At 73.1% G+C, this 23,022-nt stretch carries 24 protein-coding genes and 1 pseudogene; 20 read left to right on the top strand and 5 right to left on the bottom strand.

Features of this window, described 5'->3' with window-relative positions; all coding sequences use genetic code 11:
- Nucleotides 1-69: 69 nt before the first annotated feature.
- On the bottom strand, nucleotides 70-921 hold the full coding sequence (locus CP967_RS13145) for a hypothetical protein (RefSeq protein WP_150488174.1): 852 nt from the start codon (nucleotides 919-921) through the stop codon (nucleotides 70-72).
- A 66-nt stretch (nucleotides 922-987) separates the two neighbouring features.
- Between CP967_RS13145 and CP967_RS13140 the strand changes: the two genes are divergently transcribed.
- The 4 genes from CP967_RS13140 (at nucleotide 988) to glmM (ending at nucleotide 5,473) form a co-directional block, all read left to right on the top strand.
- Nucleotides 988-2,607 (top strand): ATP-binding cassette domain-containing protein, encoded by a 1,620-nt coding sequence (locus CP967_RS13140; RefSeq protein WP_150488173.1) that lies wholly within the window; start codon nucleotides 988-990, stop codon nucleotides 2,605-2,607.
- Between the two features lie 247 nt (nucleotides 2,608-2,854).
- Nucleotides 2,855-3,298, top strand: coding sequence for a 50S ribosomal protein L13 (gene rplM / locus CP967_RS13135; RefSeq protein ID WP_136201730.1), 444 nt, complete (start codon nucleotides 2,855-2,857; stop codon nucleotides 3,296-3,298).
- Between the two features lie 45 nt (nucleotides 3,299-3,343).
- Complete coding sequence (rpsI, locus tag CP967_RS13130; protein ID WP_150488172.1) at nucleotides 3,344-3,880, top strand: 30S ribosomal protein S9; 537 nt, start codon at nucleotides 3,344-3,346, stop codon at nucleotides 3,878-3,880.
- A gap of 234 nt (nucleotides 3,881-4,114) precedes the next feature.
- The gene (glmM, locus tag CP967_RS13125) at nucleotides 4,115-5,473 is read left to right on the top strand and encodes a phosphoglucosamine mutase (RefSeq protein WP_150488171.1); all 1,359 of its coding nucleotides are present in this window, start codon (nucleotides 4,115-4,117) and stop codon (nucleotides 5,471-5,473) included.
- Nucleotides 5,474-5,507: 34 nt separating this feature from the next.
- Here glmM and CP967_RS13120 read toward each other — a convergent pair whose 3' ends face one another.
- Nucleotides 5,508-6,464 (bottom strand): DUF389 domain-containing protein, encoded by a 957-nt coding sequence (locus tag CP967_RS13120; RefSeq protein ID WP_150488170.1) that lies wholly within the window; start codon nucleotides 6,462-6,464, stop codon nucleotides 5,508-5,510.
- A gap of 18 nt (nucleotides 6,465-6,482) precedes the next feature.
- The gene (gene coaA / locus CP967_RS13115; RefSeq protein ID WP_150488169.1) at nucleotides 6,483-7,475 is read right to left on the bottom strand and encodes a type I pantothenate kinase; all 993 of its coding nucleotides are present in this window, start codon (nucleotides 7,473-7,475) and stop codon (nucleotides 6,483-6,485) included.
- 156 nt (nucleotides 7,476-7,631) lie between these two features.
- On the opposite strand from coaA, the gene CP967_RS13110 reads away from it, so the two are divergent.
- From CP967_RS13110 to CP967_RS13075, 8 genes and pseudogenes are all read left to right on the top strand, one after another.
- A complete protein-coding gene (locus CP967_RS13110; protein ID WP_308436036.1) occupies nucleotides 7,632-7,979 on the top strand; it encodes a hypothetical protein in 348 nt (115 codons plus the stop codon).
- 59 nt (nucleotides 7,980-8,038) lie between these two features.
- Complete coding sequence (gene glmS / locus CP967_RS13105; RefSeq protein ID WP_150488168.1) at nucleotides 8,039-9,886, top strand: glutamine--fructose-6-phosphate transaminase (isomerizing); 1,848 nt, start codon at nucleotides 8,039-8,041, stop codon at nucleotides 9,884-9,886.
- A 12-nt stretch (nucleotides 9,887-9,898) separates the two neighbouring features.
- A complete protein-coding gene (locus tag CP967_RS13100) occupies nucleotides 9,899-10,267 on the top strand; it encodes a holo-ACP synthase (protein WP_150491829.1) in 369 nt (122 codons plus the stop codon).
- A 4-nt stretch (nucleotides 10,268-10,271) separates the two neighbouring features.
- A complete protein-coding gene (locus CP967_RS13095) occupies nucleotides 10,272-11,717 on the top strand; it encodes an NAD(P)H-hydrate dehydratase (RefSeq protein ID WP_150488167.1) in 1,446 nt (481 codons plus the stop codon).
- Nucleotides 11,718-12,003: 286 nt separating this feature from the next.
- Nucleotides 12,004-13,158, top strand: coding sequence for an alanine racemase (gene alr, locus CP967_RS13090; RefSeq protein WP_150488166.1), 1,155 nt, complete (start codon nucleotides 12,004-12,006; stop codon nucleotides 13,156-13,158).
- A 112-nt stretch (nucleotides 13,159-13,270) separates the two neighbouring features.
- Nucleotides 13,271-14,544, top strand: a pseudogene (locus CP967_RS13085) (alpha/beta fold hydrolase); the annotation flags it as partial.
- Nucleotides 14,516-15,049: a tRNA (adenosine(37)-N6)-threonylcarbamoyltransferase complex ATPase subunit type 1 TsaE gene (gene tsaE / locus CP967_RS13080; protein WP_150488164.1), complete on the top strand. Its 534-nt coding sequence runs from the start codon at nucleotides 14,516-14,518 to the stop codon at nucleotides 15,047-15,049. The pseudogene CP967_RS13085 and the gene tsaE, both read left to right, overlap by 29 nt.
- Nucleotides 15,050-15,175: 126 nt before the next feature.
- Nucleotides 15,176-15,376, top strand: a complete 201-nt coding sequence (locus CP967_RS13075; RefSeq protein WP_150488163.1) for a hypothetical protein — start codon at nucleotides 15,176-15,178, stop codon at nucleotides 15,374-15,376.
- Nucleotides 15,377-15,469: 93 nt separating this feature from the next.
- On the opposite strand, the gene CP967_RS13070 is transcribed toward CP967_RS13075, so the two are convergent.
- Entirely contained in the window at nucleotides 15,470-16,030 is a 561-nt protein-coding gene (locus CP967_RS13070; RefSeq protein ID WP_150488162.1) for a hypothetical protein, read from the bottom strand.
- 155 nt (nucleotides 16,031-16,185) lie between these two features.
- Here CP967_RS13070 and tsaB point away from each other — a divergent pair, with 155 nt between their 5' ends.
- The 7 genes from tsaB (at nucleotide 16,186) to CP967_RS13035 (ending at nucleotide 20,425) form a co-directional block, all read left to right on the top strand.
- Nucleotides 16,186-16,848: a tRNA (adenosine(37)-N6)-threonylcarbamoyltransferase complex dimerization subunit type 1 TsaB gene (tsaB, locus tag CP967_RS13065; RefSeq protein WP_229888156.1), complete on the top strand. Its 663-nt coding sequence runs from the start codon at nucleotides 16,186-16,188 to the stop codon at nucleotides 16,846-16,848.
- Entirely contained in the window at nucleotides 16,845-17,333 is a 489-nt protein-coding gene (gene rimI, locus CP967_RS13060) for a ribosomal protein S18-alanine N-acetyltransferase (protein WP_150488161.1), read from the top strand. The genes tsaB and rimI overlap by 4 nt, the downstream gene beginning before the upstream one ends.
- 3 nt (nucleotides 17,334-17,336) lie before the next feature.
- Nucleotides 17,337-18,443, top strand: a complete 1,107-nt coding sequence (gene tsaD / locus CP967_RS13055) for a tRNA (adenosine(37)-N6)-threonylcarbamoyltransferase complex transferase subunit TsaD (RefSeq protein ID WP_150488160.1) — start codon at nucleotides 17,337-17,339, stop codon at nucleotides 18,441-18,443.
- Nucleotides 18,440-18,742 carry a hypothetical protein gene (locus CP967_RS13050; RefSeq protein WP_150488159.1) on the top strand — a complete coding sequence of 101 codons (303 nt, stop codon included), beginning with the start codon at nucleotides 18,440-18,442 and terminating at the stop codon, nucleotides 18,740-18,742. Before tsaD ends, CP967_RS13050 begins: the two co-directional genes overlap by 4 nt.
- A 104-nt stretch (nucleotides 18,743-18,846) precedes the next feature.
- Entirely contained in the window at nucleotides 18,847-19,311 is a 465-nt protein-coding gene (locus CP967_RS13045) for a VOC family protein (protein ID WP_150488158.1), read from the top strand.
- A 78-nt stretch (nucleotides 19,312-19,389) separates the two neighbouring features.
- The gene (locus CP967_RS13040; RefSeq protein WP_150491827.1) at nucleotides 19,390-19,668 is read left to right on the top strand and encodes a DUF1876 domain-containing protein; all 279 of its coding nucleotides are present in this window, start codon (nucleotides 19,390-19,392) and stop codon (nucleotides 19,666-19,668) included.
- A gap of 106 nt (nucleotides 19,669-19,774) precedes the next feature.
- Nucleotides 19,775-20,425, top strand: a complete 651-nt coding sequence (locus CP967_RS13035) for a hypothetical protein (protein ID WP_150488157.1) — start codon at nucleotides 19,775-19,777, stop codon at nucleotides 20,423-20,425.
- A gap of 30 nt (nucleotides 20,426-20,455) precedes the next feature.
- Here CP967_RS13035 and CP967_RS13030 read toward each other — a convergent pair whose 3' ends face one another.
- A complete protein-coding gene (locus tag CP967_RS13030) occupies nucleotides 20,456-21,703 on the bottom strand; it encodes a THUMP-like domain-containing protein (RefSeq protein WP_373300310.1) in 1,248 nt (415 codons plus the stop codon).
- 90 nt (nucleotides 21,704-21,793) lie between these two features.
- On the opposite strand from CP967_RS13030, the gene CP967_RS13025 reads away from it, so the two are divergent.
- Complete coding sequence (locus CP967_RS13025) at nucleotides 21,794-22,741, top strand: polysaccharide deacetylase family protein (RefSeq protein ID WP_150488155.1); 948 nt, start codon at nucleotides 21,794-21,796, stop codon at nucleotides 22,739-22,741.
- Nucleotides 22,742-23,022 lie beyond the last annotated feature (281 nt).

Raw genomic sequence — 23,022 nt, 5'->3', positions numbered from 1 at the left:
GGACGGCGGCGCGGGGCCCGGGGCGCGGACGCTCCGGACCGGGCCCGCCGCGGGCACGGGCTTCCCCGGTCAGGTGGACGGCGCCGCGGCCGCCGCGGACGCCTGGACCTCGCCCCGGTGCCGGATCTGACGGAACGTGAAGTCGGTGAGGTCGTTGCCCGCGGTGAAGACGGCGGTGTCGGCCTTGGTGACGTTCCTGCCGCTGGTGAACCCGCCGACGGTGAAGTAGGCGTACCGGCCGTAGGAGTTGGCGGTACGCCGGCAGACGGAGCCGCCCCGGCAGAAGGTGGGCACCCCCGAGCCGCTGAGGGAGGCGAGGCCGCCGGACGCCTGCTCGGCGGCCTTCTTCGCCTCGGCCTCGGTGCCGAAGACGGCGAGGCCGACGGTGACCGCCACCCCGTCCTTGCGGTACGTGACCCGGATGACCTGGTCGCAGCCGTTGGAGGTGAGGACCTGCCCCAGGGCGCCCTGGGTGGTCGTCGCGCAGCTCCCGGTGCGGTGCGTCGCGCCCTTGGTGTAGGCGCGGTCACCCATGTTCAGCCGCTTCCCGGGGAAGAAGGCGTCGACGGTGACCGGGGCCCTGTCCTTACGGGCGTCGGATATGTAGTCCTTCGGATCCGGCGGGGGCAGCGGCGCGACCGAGGAGAAGGAGGGCTGCGGGGCGGCGCTCTGCGAGGGCAGGTCGGCCGGGGCGGGCAGCTCGCTCGCCTTCTTGCCCGAGGCGGTGGAGCCGCCGTTGTTCGTCGTGATGACGGCCGTGGCCACGATCGCGGCGACCGCCGCCGTGGCGAGAGCCCCGCCGCCGATCATCAGCCACTTCCTGCGGCGGTTGCGCGCGGCGGACGCGTCGGCCAGTGCCGCCCAGTCCGGAGTCCGGCTCTCTTCCGGCCCCCAGGAGGGCCCCCCTTGCCCAAAGCTCATGCGGCGAATCCTAGACCGACGGCAAATCGGTTGGGGCCGGGGTGCGCGGGCCGTGACAATGCTGTCATGGGACATCTCGAAGCGGGCCATCTGGAGTACTACCTGCCGGACGGGCGGGTGCTGCTCGGCGACGCCTCGTTCCGGGTGGCGGACGGGGCCGTCGTCGCCCTCGTCGGGGCGAACGGCGCGGGCAAGACGACACTGCTGAAGCTGCTCGCCGGGGAGCTCCAGCCGCACGGCGGTTCGGTGTCGGTGAGCGGCGGGCTCGGGGTGATGGGCCAGTTCGTCGGGTCCGTGCGCGACGAGCGGACCGTACGCGACCTGCTGGTCTCGGTGGCCCAGCCGAACATCCGCCGGGCGGCCGAGGCCGTCGACGCCGCCGAGGAGCGCATCCTCACGGTGGACGACGAGGCCGCGCAGATGGCGTACGCGCAGGCACTCAGCGACTGGGCCGAGGTCCGCGGCTACGAGGCCGAGACGCTCTGGGACGTCTGCACCACGGCCGCGCTCGGCATCCCGTACGAGAAGGCGCAGTGGCGCGAGGTGCGCACGCTCAGCGGCGGTGAGCAGAAGCGGCTCGTGCTGGAGGCGCTGCTGCGGGGCCCCGACGAGGTGCTCCTGCTGGACGAGCCGGACAACTATCTGGACGTGCCCGGCAAGCGGTGGCTGGAGGAGAGGCTCAAGGAGACCCGCAAGACGGTCCTGTTCGTCTCCCACGACCGGGAACTGCTCTCCCGCGCCGCCGAGAAGATCGTCAGCGTGGAGCCCAGCCCGGCCGGCTCGGACGTCTGGGTGCACGGCGCCGGCTTCGACACGTACCACCAGGCCCGCAAGGAGCGGTTCGCCCGCTTCGAGGAGCTGCTGCGGCGCTGGGAGGAGGAGCACAAGCGGCTGAGGGCGCTCGTGCTGCGGCTCCGCCAGCAGGCGGCGAACAGCCCGGACATGGCCTCCCGCTACCGGGCCATGCAGACCCGTTTCAAGAAGTTCGAGGACGCCGGCCCGCCCCCGGAGCCGCCGCGCGAGCAGGACATCCGGATGCGGCTGCGCGGCGGCCGGACCGGGGTGCGGGCCGTGACCTGCACCGGCCTGGAGCTGACCGGCCTGATGAAACCCTTCGACCTGGAGGTCTACTACGGCGAGCGGGTCGCCGTCCTCGGCTCCAACGGGTCGGGGAAGTCGCACTTCCTGCGGCTGCTCGCCGGGGAGCCGGTCGCGCACACCGGTGAGTGGAAGCTGGGCGCCCGGGTGGTCCCCGGCCACTTCGCGCAGACCCACGCCCACCCCGAACTGCTCGGCCGGTCCCTGGTGGACATCCTGTGGTCCGAACACGCCAGGGACCGGGGCGGCGCGATGTCCGTGCTGCGCCGCTACGAGCTGGAACGGCAGGGCGACCAGCCCTTCGACAAGCTGTCCGGCGGCCAGCAGGCCCGCTTCCAGATCCTGCTGCTGGAGCTGTCCGGGACGACGGCCCTGCTGCTGGACGAGCCGACGGACAACCTGGACCTGGAGTCCGCCGAGGCGCTCCAGGACGGGCTGGAGGTCTACGACGGCACGGTGATGGCCGTCACCCACGACCGCTGGTTCGCGAGGTCCTTCGACCGCTTCCTGGTCTTCGGCTCGGACGGGGTGGTCAGGGAGACCACGGAGCCGGTCTGGGACGAGCGCCGGGTGGAACGCGCCAGGTAGGAGGCGGTGGGGCCGCCCGCGCGGGGGGCGTTTTGACCCGCGCGGGGGCCGAACGGTATTCTTCTGGTTTGTTATACGTATTGGCTTGGTCGTTCTCACGCGAAGGGCCCTTACGTAGGTTCTCTGGAGCAGTTACCAGTGGCTCGCATACGGGCAGCGTCCCCGGCAGTGTGAGCCCCAGCTGCATGATCGCTTCAGAGGTGCCATGTGTCTGGACCCATCCACTGAAGAAGCGAAGGCTACGACCGTGCGTACGTACAGCCCCAAGCCCGGCGATGTGACGCGCCAGTGGCACATCATCGACGCCCAGGACATCGTCCTGGGCCGTCTGGCCACCACGGCTGCGAACCTCCTCCGGGGTAAGCACAAGGCGATCTACGCCCCCCACATGGACATGGGCGACTTCGTCATCATCATCAACGCCGACAAGGTTCACCTGTCCGGCAACAAGAAGACCCAGAAGATGGCGTACCGCCACTCCGGGTTCCCGGGTGGTCTGCGCTCCGTGCGCTACGACGAGCTGCTCTCCAAGAACCCGGAGAAGGCCGTCGAGAAGGCCATCAAGGGCATGATCCCCAAGAACACCCTGGGTCGCCAGATGATCTCGAAGCTGAAGGTCTACGCGGGTGACCAGCACCCGCACGCCGCTCAGCAGCCGGTCCCGTACGAGATCACCCAGGTCGCGCAGTAGTTCCGGCCTTCCCCCCGAGACCAAAAGAAAGATCTGAGGAGAATCGTGGCCGAGACCACTGTTGAGACGACCACCGAAGATGTGGCGGGCGCCGAGGGCGAGGAGACCTTCGCCGAGGTGACCACCTTCGAGTCGGAGGTCCCCGTCGAGGGCGAGTACACCTCCGAGTCGCTCGCGGGCCGCTTCGGCGACCCGCAGCCCGCCGCCGGCCTGGGCCGTCGCAAGAACGCCATCGCCCGCGTCCGGATCGTCCCGGGCTCCGGCAAGTGGAAGATCAACGGTCGCACCCTTGAGGACTACTTCCCCAACAAGGTGCACCAGCAGGAAGTCAACGAGCCCTTCAAGGTGCTCGAGCTCGACGGCCGTTACGACGTCATCGCCCGCATCGCGGGTGGCGGTGTCTCCGGTCAGGCCGGCGCCCTGCGCCTCGGTGTGGCCCGCGCGCTGAACGAGGCGGACGTGGACAACAACCGCGCCACGCTGAAGAAGGCCGGCTTCCTCTCCCGCGACGACCGTGCGGTCGAGCGCAAGAAGGCCGGTCTCAAGAAGGCCCGCAAGGCTCCGCAGTACAGCAAGCGCTAAATCGCCTGCTCGTCTGCTCCACACGTTCGCCCCGGCGGCACGCTCCGTGCTGCTGGGGCGTTCGTTTATCAGCCCTCGCGGGCGTATAACGGCTTAAGACGTTTATCGGGCCGGTGGCCTCTTCCTGTCGTGTTTCGGTAGGTGGTGCATCGCCTTGCCCTGTTTTGACTGATCGCTTTTGTGGTTTTGATCGCTGACGGTTTTGCGGTTTCGGAGCACCTTCGGAGGACACCAGTGGGACGACTCTTCGGCACGGACGGCGTGCGCGGTGTCGCCAACGCGGACCTGACGGCCGAGCTCGCGCTCGGGCTCTCGGTCGCGGCGGCGCACGTACTGGCCGAGGCGGGAACCTTCGAGGGGCACCGGCCGACCGCCGTGGTGGGACGCGATCCCCGCGCCTCCGGCGAGTTCCTGGAGGCCGCCGTCGTGGCGGGCCTGGCCAGCGCGGGCGTGGACGTGCTGAGGGTCGGTGTGCTGCCGACTCCGGCCGTGGCGTACCTCACCGGGGTGCTCGGCGCGGACATCGGTGTCATGCTCTCGGCCAGCCACAACGCCATGCCGGACAACGGCGTCAAGTTCTTCGCGCGGGGCGGCCACAAGCTGGCCGACGAGCTGGAGGACCGTATCGAGACGGTCTACGAGCAGCACCGCACGGGTGAGCCGTGGAACCGTCCCACCGGCGGCGGGGTGGGCCGGGTCACCGACTACACCGAGGGCTTCGAGCGCTACGTGGCCCACCTCATCGGCGTACTGCCGAACCGGCTCGACGGGCTGAAGGTCGTGCTGGACGAGGCGCACGGCGCCGCCGCCCGGGTCTCGCCCGAGGCGTTCGCCCGGGCCGGTGCCGAGGTCGTCACCATCGGCGCGGAGCCGGACGGCCTGAACATCAACGACGGCTGCGGCTCCACCCATCTGGACCTGCTGCGCGCCGCCGTCGTCGAGCACGGCGCCGACCTGGGCATCGCGCACGACGGTGACGCGGACCGCTGCCTGGCCGTGGACGCGGCCGGCGAGGAGGTCGACGGGGACCAGATCCTGGCCGTGCTGGCCCTCGCCATGCGTGAGGCCGGCCGGCTCCGCAGGAACACCGTCGTCGGCACGGTCATGTCGAACCTCGGATTCAAGACGGCCATGGAGCGCGAGGGCATCGAGCTCGTCCAGACCGCCGTCGGTGACCGCTACGTCCTGGAGTCGATGAAGGCCGAGGGCTACGCGCTGGGCGGCGAGCAGTCCGGCCACGTCATCGTCCTGGACCACGCCACGACCGGCGACGGCACCCTGACCGGCCTGATGCTCGCGGCCCGGGTCGCCGCCACCGGGCGTACGCTCGCCGAACTCGCCGGGGTGATGCGGCGGCTGCCGCAGGTCCTGGTCAACGTGCGGGACGTCGACAAGTCCCGGGTGGACACCTCGGCGGAGGTGGCCGCCGCGGTCGCCGAGGCCGAGCGTGAGCTGGGCTCCACGGGCCGGGTACTGCTGCGCAAGTCCGGTACGGAGCCGCTGGTGCGGGTCATGGTCGAGGCCGCCGACATCGAGCAGGCGCGGGCCGTGGCCGGTCAGCTGGCGGACGTCGTGAAATCGGCCCTGGGCTGACGTTCCCCCGTACGGGTGAAGAGAGCCCGCCCGCTCATCCGGCCGGCCCCGGCTTCACGGCCGGGGCCGACCGGCGCTGGAGGGCCCAGAGCCCCTTCTGGACCAGCAGGGTCAGCGTGCCCGCCACCACGATGCCGCCCAGGTTGGCGAGCAGCTGCGCCGACGAGCCCCACGTCTGGTTCAGGTCCTGGTAGCTGAAGGCGACCGCGGCGTTGGCGGCGGCCGGCACCGTGGTCACGGAGATCGCCACCCCGATCAGCGCCCCCGACTTCGCCGAGGTCAGCGAGAGCGTCCCGGCGATGCCCGCCAGCAGGGCCACCACGAACGACATCCAGTCCGGGTGCCAGATGAACCCGGTGTTCGGCCGGTCGGCCGTGATCATGTCCGCGTGGAAGAGCCCGAAGCCGTCCATCAGCCAGGCGAACCCGGCCGTCAGCACCATCGCCGCCAGGAACCCGCCGATCAGCGCCCACAGCGACCGGCCCACCAGCCGGGGGGCCCGCTGCACCAGGGCCGTCGAGATCCCCGCGAGCGGCCCGAACTCCGGCCCGACGGCCATCGCGCCGACGATCAGGATCGCGTTGTCCAGCATCACGCCGCAGGCCGCCAGCATCGTCGCGACGGCGAGGAAGGCCACATAGGTGGCGCTGAACGTGGACTCCTCGTGGGTGACCTCGCTCAGCTCCTCCCAGAGCACCGCGTCCGCGCTCTCCCCGGGCGCCTGCCGCTCCGCCTCGTCGGCGTGCGCGGAGAGGGTCAGGTCCATGTTCTCGACGGTGATCGAACCCGACCGGTCGATCCCCAGCTCCCGCAGCGCGCCGATCAGCTCGTCGCCCGCCTCACGGGCCACGTCGCACATCACCACGTCGCCCGCGGGACGGCGGGCGGCACCGGCCAGCACCACGAGGTGGGTGGCGCCGACGGTCCGCTCGGCCACCTCTACTACCGCCCCGGTCAGGCCGGCGGGCACGATGAGGCGCAGATGCAGCACGAGGGACCCCCGGAGGACTCAGAGTTTGCGCAGCGACAGACGCTGGACCTTGTGGTCCGGGCCCTTGCGCAGCACCAGGGTGGCACGCCCGCGCGTCGGCGCCACGTTCTCCAGCAGATTCGGCTTGTTGACGGTCCGCCACATGGTGCGCGCGTAGTCCAGCGCCTCCTCCTCGGAGACCTGGGTGTACTTGCGGAAGTACGAGAACGGGTTCTGGAACGCCGTCTCCCGCAGCCGGCGGAAGCGGTGGAGGTACCAGGTCTCGATGTCCTCGGCGCGCGCGTCCACGTACACGCTGAAGTCGAAGTAGTCCGCCAGTCCGACCCTGGTGCGGCCGTCCTTGCCGGGCAGCGCGGGCTGGAGCACGTTCAGGCCCTCGACGATCAGGATGTCGGGACGGCGCACGGACAGCCGCTCGCCCGGCACGATGTCGTAGATCAGGTGGGAGTAGACCGGGGCGGTCACCTCGTCCTTGCCGGCCTTGATGTCGGCGACGAACCGGGTCAGTGCCCGCCGGTCGTACGACTCCGGGAACCCCTTGCGCGACATCAGCCCGCGGGACTCCAGCTCCTTCATCGGCAGCAGGAACCCGTCCGTGGTCACCAGCTCCACCCGCGGGTGCTCCGGCCAGCGGGCCAGCAGGGCCTGGAGGATACGGGCGGTGGTGGACTTGCCGACCGCGACACTGCCGGCGACCCCTATGACGAAGGGCGTGCCGCGCTGCTCACCGTGGCCGCCGCCGGCGTCACCGAGGAAGGTGTTGAGCGCGCCGCGCAGCCCGGAGGTGGCCTGGACGTAGAGGTTGAGCAGCCGGGACAGCGGCAGATAGACGTCCCGTACCTCGTCCAGGTCGATCACGTCACCGAGCCCCCGGAGCTTCTCCACCTCCTCGGCGGTGAGCGGCAGCGGCGTCTTGTCGCGCAGGGCACTCCATTCCGCCCGGGTCAGGTCGACGTAGGGCGTCGGCGCGTGCTCGGTGCGGCGGGTGCTCCGTGCGGGCGAAGTGATCACCCCCTCATTGTCGCGGGACTTCCGGCGGAGCGGGGGGTGTGCTCGGTCACGTGGGGGAGGGGCGGTGAGGCGTGGTGCGCCGGCGCCCGCAGGGCCGCGCGTCCCCGGTGAGTCCAGCTCTGGAAGACCAGTGGCGGGCTCAAGGCGGAGCAGGTCATGACCGCCTCCGGCACCGCGCAGGTCAAGCGGTGGGCGAAGGCCACCGTCAACGCCGGCCCGGAACCGGTGAAGAAGGGCGGCACCCTCACCGTCACCGGCGGCCTCAAGCGCGCCGACTGGGTCAAGCACTCCTACACCGGGGTGGCCGCGGCCTCGGTGAAGCTGCAGTTCCGGAAGAAGGGCACTTCCTCCTACACCACCGTCAAGACGGTGAAGAGCAGCTCCACCGGCGCCCTGAAGACCACCGTCAAGGCGTCCGCCGACGGCTACTGGCGATGGAACTTCGGCGGCTGGTCCACCACCGGCACCGCCGTCACCGCCGGGGACCACGTCGACGTGCGCTGAGCGGCACCGGCCGGGACGCCTTGCCCGGTAGCGGACCCTGTGGGCCGTATGGTGCCGATATGTGCGGAATCGTGGGTTACGTCGGTGGGCAGTCGGCGCAGGACGTCGTCGTCGCGGGACTGAAGCGCCTCGAATACCGGGGGTACGACTCGGCGGGCGTCGCCGTCCTCGCGGACGGCGGGCTGGCGGCCGCCAAGAAGGCCGGGAAACTGGTCAACCTGGAGAAGGAGCTCAAGGAACGGCCCCTGCCGGCCGGCAGCACCGGCCTCGGCCACACCCGTTGGGCCACGCACGGCGGCCCGAACGACGCCAACGCGCACCCGCACCTGGACAACGCGGGCCGGGTCGCCGTCGTGCACAACGGGATCATCGAGAACTTCGCCGTACTGCGCGAGGAACTCACCGGCCGGGGCCACGGCATGGTGTCCGAGACCGACACCGAGGTGGTCGCGCACCTGCTGGCCGAGGCGTACTCCTCGGCCGGGGACCTCGCCGAGGCCATGCGGCAGGTGTGCCGGCGGCTGGAAGGGGCGTTCACCCTGGTCGCGGTGCACGCCGACGAACCGGGAACGGTCGTCGGGGCCCGCCGGAACTCCCCGCTCGTGGTCGGGGTGGGCGAGGACGAGATGTTCCTGGCCTCCGACGTCGCCGCGTTCATCGCCCACACCCGGGAGGCGATCGAGCTCGGCCAGGACCAGGTGGTGGAACTGCGCCGGGACGGGGCCACGGTGACGGGGTTCGACGGCACGAGGGCAGAGGTCCGCGGCTACCACGTGGACTGGGACGCCTCCGCCGCCGAGAAGGGCGGCTACGCCTCCTTCATGCTCAAGGAGATCGCCGACCAGCCGAAGGCCGTCGCCGACACGCTCCTCGGCCGGATCGACGCCTCGGGCACGCTCCGCCTCGACGAGGTGCGCATCCCGCCGCACGTCCTGAGGGAGGCCGACAAGGTCGTCGTGATCGCCTGCGGGACCGCGTACCACGCCGGGATGATCGCCAAGTACGCCATCGAGCACACCACCCGGCTGCCCTGCGAGACGGAACTCGCCAGCGAGTTCCGCTACCGCGACCCGATCCTGGACCACCGCACCCTGGTCATCGCGATCTCCCAGTCCGGCGAGACCATGGACACGCTGATGGCGCTGCGGCACGCCCGCGAACAGGGCGCCAGGGTCCTCGCCATCTGCAACACCAACGGCTCGACCATCCCCCGCGAGTCCGACGCGGTCCTCTACACCCATGCCGGGCCCGAGGTCGCCGTCGCCTCCACCAAGGCGTTCCTGACCCAGCTGGTGGCCTGCTACCTGGTGGCGCTCTACCTCGGCCAGGTGCGCGGCACCAAGTGGGGCGACGAGATCCGCACCGTCGTCCGCCAGCTCTCCGAGATCCCCCGCCAGGTCGAGGAGGTGCTGGGCACCATGGAGCCGGTGCGGGAGCTGGCCCGGACGCTCGCGGACCGGAACACCGTGCTCTTCCTCGGCCGGCACGTCGGCTACCCGGTCGCCCTGGAAGGCGCGTTGAAGCTCAAGGAACTCGCGTACATGCACGCCGAGGGCTTCGCCGCCGGGGAACTCAAGCACGGGCCGATCGCACTCGTCGACGAAGGGCTGCCGGTCGTCGTCATCGTGCCGTCCCCGCGCGGGCGTTCGGTGCTCCACGACAAGATCGTCTCCAACATCCAGGAGATCAGGGCCCGGGGAGCGCGTACCGTCGTCATCGCGGAGGAGGGCGACGAGGAGGTCGTCCCGTACGCCGACCACCTCGTCCGTGTCCCGGCCGTTCCCACGCTGCTCCAGCCCCTGGTCGCCACCGTGCCGCTCCAGGTGTTCGCGTGCGAACTGGCGACGGCCCGGGGCAACGAGGTGGACCAGCCCCGCAACCTGGCGAAGTCCGTGACGGTCGAATGAGTGGAAGAACGCGTGATCATCGGGATCGGGATCGATGTGGCGGAGATCGAGCGCTTCGGCGCGGCGCTGGAGCGCACGCCGCAGATGGCGCGGCGGCTGTTCCTGGACCGGGAACTGCTGCTGCCGGGCGGCGAACGGCGGGGGATCGCCTCGCTCGCGGCCCGGTTCGCCGCCAAGGAGGCCCTGGCCAAGGCCCTCGGGGCGCCGGGCGGACTCCTCTGGACGGACGCCGAGGTGTGCGTCGAGGAGAGCGGCCGGCCCCGGCTGGAGGTGAGGGGCACGGTCGCGGCCCGCGCCGAGCAGCTCGGGGTGCGCGGCTGGCACGTCTCGCTCAGCCATGACGCGGGGGTGGCGTCGGCCGTCGTGATCGCGGAGGGTTGAACGCATGCGACACGCCTACGACACCGAGACCGTACGGGCCGCCGAGCAGACGCTGATGCGGGAACTGCCGGACGGCGCGCTGATGCGGCGCGCCGCCGCCGGACTGGCCGTGGCCTGCGGTGACGTGCTCCGCCGCAACGGCCGGGTGTACGGCTCCCGGGTCCTGCTCCTCGTCGGCGGCGGGGACAACGGCGGCGACACCCTGTACGCCGGAGCCCGCCTCGCCCGGCGCGGCGCGGGCGTCCGGGCCCTGCTCGCCGCCCCCGGCAAGGCGCACCCCGGCGGGCTCGCCGAACTGCTTGCGGCGGGCGGAGCGGTCATCGGCACCCCGGACGGCTTCGGCCCGGTCGATCTCGTCGTCGACGGCATCACCGGCATCGGCGGGCGCGGCGGCCTGCGCCCCGACGCCGAGCGCCTGGTGCGCGAGGCGACCGCCGGCCGGGCCCCGGTGGTCGCCGTGGACCTGCCGAGCGGTGTCGAGGCGGACACCGGGCAGGTGCTCGGCCCGGCCGTCCGGGCGGACGTCACGGTCACCTTCGGCACGTACAAACCGGGCCTGCTCATCGACCCGGCGGCCGGACACGCGGGGGCCCTGCGCCTGGTCGACATCGGCCTGGGCTCCGTACTCCCCGCCCGGCCCTGCCTGGAGGCCCTCCAGTACGAGGACGTGGCCGCACTGCTGCCCGTACCGGGGACCGAGAGCGACAAGTACCGGCGCGGAGTGGTCGGAGTGGCCGCGGGCTCCCGGCAGTACCCGGGCGCGGCCGTCCTCGCCGTCTCCGGCGCGCTGCACGGCGGGGCGGGCGCCGTCCGCTACGCCGGCCCCGGCGCGGACGCGGTGATCGCCCGCCACCCGGAGACCCTGGTCCACCCCGGACGGCCCGCGGAGGCCGGGCGGGTGCAGGCCTGGGTCGTCGGCCCCGGTCTCGGTAACACACCCGAGGCCGTCGAGGCCGTCGCCGACGTCCTGGCCGCGGACGTCCCGGTCCTGGTGGACGCCGACGGGCTGCGGCTGATGGACACCGGTGCCGTACGCGCCCGGGACGCCGCCACGGTGCTCACCCCGCACGCCGGGGAGGCCGCCGCCCTGCTGGGGGTGGCGCGCGAGGAGGTCGAGGCGGGGCGGCTCGCCGCCGTACGGGAGCTGGCCGCGCGCTACGACGCCACCGTGCTGCTCAAGGGCTCCACGACCCTGGTCGCGGAACCGGGCGGCGCGCCGGTGCGGGTCAACCCGACGGGCACGTCCTGGCTGGCCACGGCCGGCAGCGGCGATGTGCTGTCCGGGCTGGCCGGATCACTGCTGGCGGCGGGCCTGGCGCCGCGCGACGCGGCGTCGGTGGGCGCCTATCTGCACGGCCTGGCGGCGCGCCGGGCGTCTGCCGGGGCCCCGGTGGCGGCGCGGGACGTCGCGGCTCGGATCCCGGAGGTCTGGCGGGACGTGTACGCCTGATCCAGGGGGCGGGGGGCGCCGCCCCCTCCGGGGAGCCCCGGGCCCGGTACCACGCGGACCGGTCCCCGTGGCGCTACGACACCTTCGTGGAGCGCTGCCGCACCGGCCGCCCTGCTCCGCGAGGGCGGCCCGGCCACCGCGGCGAAAAACGTCCTGGCCAGCCGTGTAACGGTCCCGGTGGACCACCTGAAGCACCTCACGGGCCGCCGCTGGGACCACCCGGCGGGGCTCTCCCCGGGCCGGGAGTCCGGGGCCTGGAGCGGACCGGTGAGAGACTGGGGCCGTTATGAATGAGACAGCGCCTTCGAGAGCCCGTGCAGAGATCGACCTCGCCGCGTTGCGTGCCAACGTGCGCGCCCTGCGTGCGCGGGCGTCCGGGGCGCAGCTCATGGCCGTGGTCAAGGCCGACGCCTACGGGCACGGGGCGCTGCCCTGCGCACGGGCCGCGCTGGACGCGGGGGCCACCTGGCTGGGCACGGCGACCCCGCAGGAGGCGCTCGCCCTGCGCGGGGCCGGGATCGGCGGGCGGATCATGTGCTGGCTGTGGACGCCGGGCGGTCCCTGGCGCGAGGCGGTCGAGGCGGACCTCGACGTCTCGGTCAGCGGTATGTGGGCGCTGCGCGAGGCCGTCGCCGCGGCCACCGCCGCGGGCCGGACGGCCCGGGTCCAGCTCAAGGCCGACACCGGCCTGGGCCGTAACGGCTGCCAGCCCGCCGACTGGCCGGAACTCGTCTGTGCGGCCCGCGCCGCCGAGGAGGCGGGCGCCCTCAGGATCACCGGCCTGTGGTCCCACTTCGCCTGCGCCGACGAACCGGGCCACCCCTCGATCGGGGCCCAGCTGACCGTCTTCCGCGACATGGTGGCCTACGCGGAGAAGGAAGGCGTCCGGCCCGAGGTGCGGCACATCGCCAACTCCCCGGCGACCCTCACCGTCCCGGACTCCCACTTCGACCTGGTCCGCACCGGGATCGCGATGTACGGGCTCTCGCCCAGCCCCGAACTGGGCACCCCGGCGGACTTCGGGCTGCGGCCGGTGATGACCCTCACCGCCTCGACGGCCCTGGTCAAGGAGGTGCCGCCGGGGCACGGCATCAGCTACGGCCACCACTACACGACCACCACCGGGACGACGCTGGGCCTGGTGCCGCTCGGTTACGCCGACGGCATCCCGCGGCACGCCTCCGGCCGCGGCCCGGTCCTCGTCGGCGGTGCCGTCCGCACCGTCGCCGGCCGGGTGGCGATGGACCAGTTCGTGGTGGACCTCGGCGGCGACCGGCCGGAACCGGGCGCCGACGCGGTGCTGTTCGGGCCGGGGGACCGGGGCGAGCCGACCGCGGAGGACTGGGCGGCCGCGGCGGACACGATCGCCTACGAGATCGTCACCCGGATCGGCACCCGGGTGCCCCGGATCCACCTCCACGCCGCCCCCGAGCGGGACTGACCCGGGCCTCCCGGGCACGACGGCGGCACTGCGGCGGCACTGCGGCGGGTACGACGACTGCACGAGGACCGCACGGCGACGAGACGACGACGGCGACGAGGAGCACGGCACGGTGAGTGAGACCAGCGCGGGCGCGGGGGACGTGGCGGCGACGGCGGCCGTCGCGGCGGCGGGCTGGCGGCGCGCCGGGTTCGCCGGGGCGGCGATAGGGGTGCTCGCGGCGGGCGCCGCCGCGGGTGTCGCCGTCGAACGGCTCACGGTCGGCCGCGGCATGCGCAAGAAGGCGCGGCTGGCGCTGGACGCCTCCGGGCCGTACGGCTCACTGCGCGGGCGCCCCGGCCGGGCGGTCGCGGACGACGGCACCGAGCTCCACTACGAGGTGGACGAGGTGGACGAGGCCGAGGCGGGCCCGGAGGGCGCGCCGGAGGACACCGGCGGGACGGCCGCCGCCGCGCGCCGCCGCAGGCTCTTCGGCCGCAAGGCGCCCGGCCCCGTCACCGTGGTCTTCAGCCACGGCTACTGCCTCAGCCAGGACTCCTGGCACTTCCAGCGGGCCGCGCTGCGCGGCCTGGTCCGCGCGGTCTACTGGGACCAGCGCAGCCACGGGCGCTCCGGGCGTGGAAAGGCACAGGCCGACGGGGTGGAACTCGGCATCGACCAGCTCGGCCGCGACCTCAGGGCCGTCATCGACGCGGCCGCCCCCGAGGGCCCGCTGGTGCTGGCCGGACACTCGATGGGCGGCATGACGATCATGGCGCTCGCCGACCGGTACCCCGAACTGATCCGCGACCGGGTCGCCGCGGTCGCGTTCGTCGGCACCTCCAGCGGGAAGCTCGGCGAGGTGGACTTCGGGCTGCCGGTGGCCGGTGTGCGGGCGGCGCGCCGCGTGCTGCCGGGGGTGCTGCGGGCGCTCGGCTCCCAGACCGAGCTGGTGGAGCGGGGCCGGCGGGCGACCGCCGACCTGTTCGCCGGGCTGGTCAAGCGCTACTCGTTCGGTTCGCGGGACGTGGACCCCGCCGTCTCGCGGTTCGCGGAGCGGATGATCGAGTCCACCCCGATCGATGTGGTCGCCGAGTTCTACCCCGCGTTCACCGAGCACGACAAGAGCGGGGCCCTGTCCGTCCTGAGGGACCTGCCGGTACTCATCCTGGCGGGTGACAAGGACCTGGTGACCCCCGCCTCGCACAGCGAGGCCATCGCCGGGCGGCTGCCGGACGCCGAACTGGTCATCGTCCCCGACGCCGGTCACCTGGTGATGCTGGAGCACCCCCGGACCGTCACCGACCGGCTCGCGGACCTGCTGGTACGGATCGGAGCGGTTCCGGCCGGGGCGCCCTGATCCCCTACCGTTGTCCGCATGGAAGCAGCGCACAACGACCCGGCCGCCGGCACCGCCGTACCGGCCGCCGTCACCCTGGCCCTCGCCGTCGAGTCCCCCGAGCAGATGCGCGGACTGGGGCGCCGGCTCGCCGCGGTGCTGGCCCCCGGCGACCTGGTGATGCTCACCGGTGAGCTCGGCGCGGGCAAGACCACCCTCACCCGCGGTCTCGGTGAGGGGCTCGGCGTACGCGGTGCCGTGACCTCGCCCACCTTCGTGATCGCCCGGGTCCATCCTTCGCTGGGCACCGGTCCCGCGCTGGTCCACGTGGACGCGTACCGCCTGGGCGGCGGGCTCGACGAGATGGAGGACCTGGACCTCGACGTGTCGCTGCCGGACTCCGTCGTCGTCGTCGAGTGGGGCGACGGCAAGGTGGAGGAGCTGTCCGAGGACCGGCTGCACGTGGTGATCGACCGGGCCGTCGGCGACACCGACGACGAGCGGCGCACGGTCACGCTGACCGGGATCGGGACGCGCTGGGCGGCGCTCCCGGCGGAGCTGCCGCAGGACTGAACCGCCCGGTTTCCGACAAGGCGTCGGTAAAATGTTGCATCGGAGGCGGCGGGCGTGGTCACATGGACGGGAGACCTGGTTAGGTCTACCTAACCACGTCCTTCTCCGAGGCCCGAGGAGGCTCATATGCCGACACCCGAGCGTGACGTGGAGGAGCGGTCGCCGTGGACACGGCCGCCGTCGGCCTCCGCTGTTTCGATGAAGGACCTGCTGGCCTCCTGCGCCGCCGCGACGGCGGTCTCCACCCCGCCCCGCGAGGAAACCCCGGCGGACGGGGCGCGGGACGGGCAGGACGACCGGCCGGCCGGCCGGTGCGAGGCGGCGTAGCGGGCAGGTACGGGAGGTCCGTCGGCCCTCGGGCACGTGCGGCCCGTCGGCACGGGCCGGGAGTTCCGGCCCCGCGGGGCCCGGCCCCGGGGCCTACGGGACGACGACGACCGGGACGCCGACCGTCGCGAAGGTCCACACCGCGTTGCCGTCGGCGACCTTCATCCGCACGCCGCCGGTCTTCTTCGTGGGGTCGGGGCTCTCCATGGAGCCGTCCTGCGCCGCGCTGAAGCCCACCGAGACCCCGTCGACGGACGCGAACCGGACCACGTGTTCGATCGGTACCCCGTCCGAGCCGGTGATGGAGCCCGAACGCGAGGTCACCTGGTACGCCCCGGGAGCCGGGCTCACCGCACTCGGCATGACGGTGAACGTCCGCAGCGACTTCTCCCGGCCGTCCACGAGCCACACCCGCCGGTCCGCGAGCGCGTACACGACCCGCTCCCCGGAACCGGAGTCCTCGGGCACGGCCAGCGGGTCCACGGTGACGGAGGGCTTCGGCGAAGGCGTGGGGCCGAAGTGGCCGGACGCCCGCGCGGACGGCGTCGCGACCGACTCCGGCGCGTTCGCCGACGCCTGGTAGGCGAGGAAACAGACCGCGGCCACCGCCACGGCAGTGAGCCCGGCCACGATTCCCGAGCTGCCCCTTGCCACCGTGAGCTCCCCTTCCGCCTGCCGTCCATCACATGTCGTACAAGCATTTACGTCGTACACACGCGTACCCGGGCGACGGTACCAGCCGCGGAGGTACCGGCCGGGACGGTGTACGGGCTGCGCTCGGCCGGTCGGCGGAGCCGTAGGCTGTTTGTGTGCTCCTGCTCGCCGTGGATACCGCCACCCCCGCCGTCACCGTCGCCCTCCACGACGGGACCTCCGTCGTCGCCGAGACGGGCCAGGTCGACGCCCGAAGGCACGGGGAACTGCTGCTGCCCGCCGTCGACCGGGTCCTCGCCGAGGCCGGGACGGGACTCGACGCCGTGACGGACGTGGTCGTGGGCGTCGGCCCCGGCCCGTACACCGGACTGCGGGTGGGCCTGGTCACCGCGGCGGCCTTCGGATCGGCGCTCTCCGTCCCCGTCCACGGGCTCTGCACGCTCGACGGCCTCGCCTACGCGGCCGGTCTGGACGGCCTGGAGGGCCCCTTCGCCGTCGCGACGGACGCCCGCCGCAAGGAGGTCTACTGGGCGCGCTACGAGGACGCCCGCACCCGGACCGGTGAGCCCGCCGTGGACCGGCCCGCCGACATCGCCGGACAGCTCGCCGGGCTGCCCGTCGTCGGGGCGGGCGCCCTGCTCTACCCGGACGCCTTCCCCGACGCCCGCCGCCCCGAGCACGTACGGGCCGGCGCGCTCGCCGCGCTCGCCGCCGAGCGGCTCGCGGCCGGTGCGGAGCTCCTGCCGCCGCAGCCGCTGTACCTGCGCAGGCCCGATGCCCAGGTGCCGAAGAACTACAAGGTGGTCACCCCCCGGTGACGACCGCGACCGCTGTGCTCCGTGAGATGCGCTGGTGGGACATCGAACCGGTGCTGGAGCTGGAACACGAGCTCTTCCCCGACGACGCCTGGTCGGCCGGCATGTTCTGGTCCGAACTGGCCCGCGCCCGCGGCCCCCGGGCCACCCACCGCTACGTCGTTGCGGAGGACCCCGCCGACGGCCGCGTCGTGGGCTACGCCGGGCTCGCCTCGGCCGGGGACCTCGCCGACGTCCAGACGATCGGCGTCCGCCGCAGCCACTGGGGCGGCGGACTCGGCTCCGAACTCCTGACCGACCTGCTCAGGCACGCCACCGCCTTCGAGAGCGCCGCGGTGCTCCTGGAGGTCCGTGTCGACAACATCCGGGCGCAGAAGCTCTACGAACGCTTCGGCTTCGAACCCATCGGCTTCCGGCGGGGCTACTACCAGCCGGGGAACATCGACGCACTCGTCATGCGCCTGACCGTACAAGGAACAGAGACATAACTGATGGCTGACGAACCGCTCGTACTCGGTATCGAGACCTCCTGCGACGAGACCGGTGTCGGCATCGTGCGCGGTACGACCCTGCTCGCCGACGCCGTCGCCTCCAGCGTCGACACCCACGCCCGCTTCGGCGGTGTCGTCCCCGAGATCGCCTCCCGCGCCCACCTCGAAGCGATGGTCCCCACCATCGAACGCGCCCTGAAGGACGCCGGGATCAGCGCCCGCGACCTCGACGGCATCGCGGTCACGGCCGGCCCCGGGCTCGCCGGGGCGCTGCTCGTCGGGGTGTCGGCGGCCAAGGCGTACGCCTACGCCCTGGGCAAGCCGCTGTACGGGGTCAACCACCTCGCCTCGCACATCTGCGTGGACCAGCTGGAACACGGCCCGCTCCCCGAGCCGACCATGGCGCTGCTGGTCAGCGGCGGACACTCCTCGTTGCTGCTCGCCCCGGACATCACCCGCGACGTGCGCCCGCTGGGCGCCACCATCGACGACGCGGCCGGCGAGGCCTTCGACAAGATCGCCCGGGTGCTGGACCTCGGCTTCCCCGGCGGCCCGGTCATCGACCGGCTGGCCCGTGAGGGCGACCCGGCGGCGATCGCCTTCCCGCGCGGGCTGACCGGCCCCCGCGACGCCCCGTACGACTTCTCCTTCTCCGGGCTCAAGACGTCCGTGGCACGGTGGATCGAGGCCAGGCGGGCCGCCGGCGAGGAGGTCCCCGTACGGGACGTGGCGGCGTCCTTCCAGGAGGCCGTGGTGGACGTACTCACCCGCAAGGCCGTGCGGGCCTGCAAGGACGAGGGCGTCGACCACCTGATGATCGGCGGCGGCGTCGCGGCCAACTCCCGGCTGCGCGCCCTGGCCGAGGAGCGGTGCGAGCGGGCCGGGATCCGGCTGAGGGTGCCCCGCCCCGGCCTGTGCACCGACAACGGCGCGATGGTCGCCGCGCTGGGCGCGGAGATGGTCGCCCGCAACCGTCCGGCCTCCGACCTGGAGCTCTCCGCGGACTCCTCCCTCCCGGTCACCGAGCCCCACGTCCCGGGCGCGCACGGCCACTCCCACTCCCACGACCATGTGCACGAGGTCAGCAAGGAGAACCTCTACCCGTGACCGTCGCCCTGATGTGGGAGGCCCGCGCCGCCGGTGGCCGGGGGGCCGAACTGCTGGAGTGGGCCAGGGCCCGCACCCTCGAACTCGCCCGGTCGCCGCTGCGCAGCGAACTGCTGCGCGCCCCCCAGGACCGGGTCCTCGTCCTGACCTGGTGGGACGCGGCGTACGACGCCGAACTGCCGGAACTGCCCGAGCCCGCCCCCGGCCTGGTGACCCGGGCGGTGCACCGCTGGCGCTTCGAGTCGCTGGGGCCCGCGGACGGCCGGGACCGGCCGGGGCCGGGGCCGGGCGCGCACTGAGGGGTTCCGCGTTCCGGGAGGCGCACCGATGAGTTCCGGGGCCCGCGCCGGTCCACCTTGTACGGCGCCCTTCGGCGCACGGCACCGAATGCGGGGAGAGGACCATGCAGAAGATCAAGCCCTGTCTGTGGTTCGACGGCCGGGCCCTGGAGGCCGCCGAGTTCTACGTCTCGGTCTTCGGCGGTGACTCCCGCGTCGTGGACGTCACGTACAACACCGGGGCCGCGCCGGGGGAGACCGGCGCGGTGCTCACCGTGGACTTCGTGCTCGCGGGCCAGGAGTACACGGCCCTCAACGGCGGCCCGGAGTTCACCTTCTCCGAGGCGGTCTCCCTCTCTGTGGACTGCGAGTCGCAGGAGGAGGTGGACCGGTTCTGGGCCGCCTTCACCGAGGACGGCGAGGAGAGCGTCTGCGGGTGGCTGAAGGACAGGTACGGCCTGTCCTGGCAGATCGTCCCGCGGGTGCTGCCCGAGCTGCTCTCCGGTCCCGACAGAGCCCGTGCGGACCGGGTCATGAAGGCGATGACGGGCATGCGGAAGCTGGACGTCGCGGCACTGGAGAACGCCTGAGCGGTCCGGGCGCCCCACCATGGCGCCGCCCGCGGAACGGGCGCACCCTGGAAGGAGGTATTCCGGGAGGTGACCGACATGATGGAGACCACGGTCGGCTGGCACATCGAGCTGGAATTCGAGGAGGACAGCCACCGGACCCGGGCGGCCGCGATGGTGCGGCTCAGCGACGGGACCGAGGTGCGCGCCCACGGGTACGCCAGCCGCCACCCCTCCGACACGGAGCAGCCACGGGTCGGCGAGGAGATCGCCGGCGCCCGCGCGCTCAACGAACTCGCGATGAAACTGCTCACCAAGGCGCACGACGAGATCGACGAGGCATCCGGCCGGGCGTCGTACCCGCTGGGCATGACCTGACGTCCGTACGCACACCTCCGCGCCGCGGCCCCGGCCGAGGGCCGGCGGGACCGGGGGCCGGGCCCGCACGCGGGGAGCGGACGCCGGGATCGGTAAGGTCCCCCGCATGGCACGCAGTTCACCGCTTCCGCCTCCTCCCCCGCCGGAGGGGATACGCACCTGGCCCGACCGCGAGGCACTGCTGCGCGACCGGGCCGTCGTCCTGGGCGAACTCGTCAGGCTGCACATCGGGCCCGGGAGGCTCGGGCTGCTGGTGCTGTGGGCGGCGCTGGCCGCCCTGGGCTGGTCGTTCGTCGGCACGGGCCTGATCGCCTTCGAGGAGGGCTACGACGTGATCAGCCTGATCATCGGGCTGGTCTGCCTCGTCGCCGGAGCGGCCGCCCTGGTCCCCGCGGTGGTGCTCGTCGCCGTGGGGGTCGCCCGCGACCGCCGGGTGCGCCCGCTCCTGGACGCGTGGGGCGCGCTGGACCGGGACCCGGTCCGGGACCTGCCGCTGCGCGCGCCCGGGGTGAGCGTCGTCTGGATGGTGCTGTCGTTCCTGCTGTGCGCGGCGGGGCTGTTCTGCTGTGTGGTGGCCCCGGCGTCGGCGGTCCCGGGCGAGCCCTACGGTCTGGTGGCCCTGATGACGGGCCTCGGCCTCATCGCCTGGGTGACCGGGCTGATCGGCCTCGTCAAGGCATTCGCCCACCGCCGCTGGGTGCTGCGGGTGCTCGCCGGCCCGCCGGCTCCCCGGGCGTACGGCGCCGCGCACCGCTGAGGGACCGGAGCGCGGCGTCCCGGGCCGCGGTCAGCGGGCCAGCGGCTGCCCGAGCAGCATGGTGGGCGCCCCGGCCACCCGGGTCAGGAACACCGTCGCCGCGTTCGGCCCCTGGAGCTTCATCTTCCGGCGCAGCTCCTCCGGTTCGACCGCGGAACCGCGCTTCTTCACGGTCAGGACCCCGACCTGACGCCCCCTCAGCAGCGCCTTCAGCCTCTTCACACTGAAGGGCAGCTGATCGGTGATCTCGTAACCGGCCGCGTACGCCGACTCGTAGCGCCTCTCGCTCGTGACGTAGGCGATCGTCTCGTCGATCAGCCTGCCGCCGCACTCCTCCACCACGGCGGCGACCAGATGCGCCCGGATCACGGCGCCGTCCGGTTCGTACAGATAGCGGCCGACCGGGCCGACGGGCGGGGCGGGGAGCGGGGCCGGGGCGGCGAGGGCCGCGCCGGACGGGAGCAGGGTGGCCCGGAAGGTGCCCGGGACGGCGCCCTCGCCGAACCAGAGCACGGCCTCCTTCACGTCGCCGCCGTCCGAGATCCACTCGGCCTCGGCCCGCGGGTCGATCGCCTCGTGGGGGATGCCGGGGGCGATCTTCAGCGCGGCCCGGGGGGCCCGCGACGCGGCGTCCGTCGCCCAGGACAGCGGCGGCGAATATGCCTCCGGGTCGAAGATCCGGCCCCGCCCGCCCCGCCGGGCCGGGTCGACGAAGACCGCGTCGTACGCCGAGGTGTCGATCTCCGTGACGTCCGCGCACCGCACCTCGATGCGGTCCTGGAGCCCGAGCGCCTCCGCGTTGGCGCGGGCGGTCTCGGCGGTGAGCGGGTCGCGGTCCACGGCCAGCACCGAGACGCCGGCCCGGGCCAGCGCGATCGCGTCGCCGCCGATCCCGCAGCACAGGTCCGCGACGCTCCGTACACCGCCGGCTCCCGCGAACCGTCCGGCGCGGTGGGCGGCCACCGTGGCCCGGGTCGCCTGCTCCACACCGGCGGGCGTGAAGAACATCCGGTAGGCGTCCTCGGCCCCGAACTTCGCCACGGCCCGCTGCCGCAGCCGCGCCTGGCCCAGCGCCGCCGAGACCAGCGAGGCCGGATGGTCGCGGCGCAGCCGGGTCGCGGTGGCCAGTTCCCGGGCGGGGTCGTGGTCGCGCAGCTCGTCGAGGAGTGCCGCGCCCCGCGGGGTGCGCAGGGCGGCGAAGACGGCGAGCGGATCGGCGGGGGCGGTCTCGCCGGTGCTGTCACCGGCCGTTCTGCCGGAGGGGGGAAGGACGTTCACCGGTCCATTGTGAGCCAGCCGGGGGACCTGCCGGGGCGGGCGGCGGTGTCGGGGCCGGGGCTCGCGGAGCGGCTGGCAGGATGCGGCGCCATGCAGCTAGTACGACAAAAGGGAAAATTTGGGTCCAGGCGGTACGGTCCGGTCGGCGTGGCCGTGTCCGCCCTGCTGGCGGCCGCCGTCGCCTCGGGATGCGCCGGAGGCGCGGCGGACGGACCGGACCGGGGGCAGCCGGCCTCCCCGGCCGCGGGCCGGGAGGCGCAGGCCGGCCACGCCGGCCCCGCTCCGGCCGCCGGTGCCCGCGCCGAGGGGCTGAAGCGGAAGCAGGCCGCCCGCGCGGTCGCGGCGAAGAAGTGGGGCCTGGCCGAGACTCCGCTGGCCGCCCCCGAGCCCCCCGCGAAGAAGCCGCGCCTCACCACCCGCGAGGGCTTCGAGGTGAAGGGCGGTGAGGACCTGCCGCCGGTCTTCACCACCGTGCCGACCGAGGACCGGGTCGTCTTCCTCACGATGGACGACGGCTCGGAGAAGGACCCCGAACTGCTGCGGATGATGACCGAACTGGACATCCCGTACAGCGCCTTCCTCAGCGACTACGTGGTGCGCGACGACTACGGGTACTTCGAGGAGATGCAGAAGAGCGGGGTGGTCCTCGGCAACCACACGCTCACCCACCCCTACCTGCCCGGGCTCTCCGCGGACGAGCAGCGCGAGGAGATCTGCGGCGAGCAGGACAGGATGGAGGAACGCTTCGGGAAGCGCCCCACCCTCTTCCGGCCGCCGTACGGCAACTACAACGGCGACACCCTGCGCATCGCCAAGTCCTGCGGGATCGAGGCCGTGCCGCTGTGGGCCGCCGAGGCGTTCCCCGGCCGTATGGAGTGGCGGGAGCGGGACCAGGACCTGCACCCGGGCGACATCATCCTCACCCACTTCCGGGGCGAGGCGGAGTGGGGCGGGTCCATGGCCGACATGATCCGCACCGTCATGAAGACGGTCACCGGCAAGGGTTACGCCGTGGCCAGGCTGGAGGACTACGTCTGACCGGGACCGGAGAGATCCGTCCGACGCGCCCGCCGCACGGAACGACGAGGGCCCCTCCCGCGTTGTTCCCGGCGGGCGCGGCCGTGTCCGCGCCACGCACGAGTGGTGAATTGGCACTCCGCTTGACCGAGTGCTAATCGCGGTCATAGTCTCGGGTCTGGCACTCCCCACTGGAGAGTGCCAGCACAACCGCGCGACAGGACAGGTCCGGCACCCGCGACGACGGATCAGCCTGGTCGCCACCCTCAGACTGTTAAACCCCGTGAGATCTCCGAAGGGGG

It is taken from the genome of Streptomyces nitrosporeus (assembly GCF_008704555.1).
Lineage (GTDB): Bacteria > Actinomycetota > Actinomycetes > Streptomycetales > Streptomycetaceae > Streptomyces > Streptomyces nitrosporeus.
This window is presented reverse-complemented; position numbering and strand designations above follow the sequence as displayed.